Origin of the sequence: Immundisolibacter sp., assembly GCF_041625615.1 — a bacterium.
GTDB lineage: Bacteria > Pseudomonadota > Gammaproteobacteria > Immundisolibacterales > Immundisolibacteraceae > Immundisolibacter.
In genome coordinates this window covers 1-1,516 of the sequence record NZ_JBFJTF010000243.1, presented here as the reverse complement: position 1 = coordinate 1,516, position 1,516 = coordinate 1, and the positions used below count along the sequence as shown (strand labels likewise).

The following is a 1,516-nucleotide window of genomic DNA, read 5'->3' as shown; positions in this document are numbered from 1 at the left end:
GATCCCGGAACTCGACTACCCGCGCCTGAGCAGCCTCGACGGCGCCGTGCATTACGTGATGGCCAAGCTGGCGGCCTGAGAAACGCCTCCGGCTGCAATGTCCGTGTCCGAATCGACGGTCTAGGCTCCCGCCCCCGACAGAGGCATGTGCCTTGCTTGCACATGCCCGCGTCCCGGACCCCACGGAGCCTCCAACCCGATGAGCGGCATTTGCGGCATCGTCCAGCCCGATGAAGCGGCCCTGCACAGCGCCATGGAGCGGCTGCTCGACGACCTGACGGACTTCGGACCCGCCGTGCACCGCTGGCAGGCGCCGCCGGTCGCCTTCGGACAGCGGCAGGATTTCATTTACCGCCGCGACCGGCTCGAACACCAGCCGGTCACCGCCGGACAGCTCACGGTCGTCGCCGATGCCCGGCTGATCGATGCCGACGCCATCGCCACCGCGCTGGGCCTGCCCCCCGGAACGGCGCGGCAGACGGCCGACAGCGAGCTGATCGCCAGGGCCTGGCAGCGCTGGGGCGAGCAGGCCCTGGACCGCCTGGACGGCGAATTCTGCTTCGCCGTCTGGGACGCCGCGACACGGCGCCTCACGCTGGCGCGCGACCCGCTCGGCACCCGCCCGCTGTACTACGCCCAAGGACCGCGCGGCCTGGCCTTCTCCACCAGCCTGGCCGGGCTGGTGTGCCTGCCGGGGGTGGACCTGAGCCTCGACGAGCCTGCCATCGCCGACTACCTCGCCGCCGTCGCCACCGAGGACGCATCGACCCCCTACCGCGGCATACGACGCCTGCCGCCGGGCAGCGTGCTCACATGGACCGACACCGCCGGCTCACGGGCGCGCCTGCGACGCTACTGGCACATCACCAGCGCAGCGCACGTGCGCCTGCCCACGGCGGACGATTACGCGCAAGCCGTCAGGGAACGGCTGCAACGGATCATCGCCCACTGCTGCGACACGGAGCACGAGGTCGGCGTCATCCTGTCCGGCGGACTCGACTCCTCCACGCTGGCGGCATTGGCAGCCGACCACCTCGCCGGACAGGGGCGCCGCCTGCTGGCCGCCTCCAGCGTCCTGCCTGCCGGCCACCAGGGCCCCGCCCGCGACGAGCGCCCCTACATCGAAGCCCTGTGCGCGCGGTACCCCAACATCGTGCCGCACTGGGTCACCGCCACCGACCGCCGCATCGTCGATGGCGCCGACGAGGACCTGGCACGCCGTGGGCAACCGCCGTGGAACGCCTTTGCGGTGATGGACGACACCCTGCATGAAACCCTGCTGAAGGCCGGCGCCCGGGTAGTGATCAACGGCCTGCATGGCGACTCGGTGTGGTCGTTCGAGCACCCGGTGTTCCCGCTCGACTTCCTGCTGCGCGGGCATCCGCTCGCCGCCTGGCGTGAATGGGCCGCCCTGTCGCGCCGTTACCGCATCGGCCGGCGCACCCTGGCCAAACTGGCGCTGGCACCGGTCACCGCCCGGTTACCGGCGTGGCGCGGCGACGCGCGCCGCCGGCTG

General features: G+C 71.8%; 1 protein-coding gene. It reads left to right on the top strand.

From position 1 onward, the window contains the following. Positions 1-199: 199 nt before the first annotated feature. Positions 200-1,516: asparagine synthetase B (locus ABYX71_RS11950; protein WP_372696713.1), on the top strand; the 1,317-nt coding region annotated here is incomplete at its 3' end.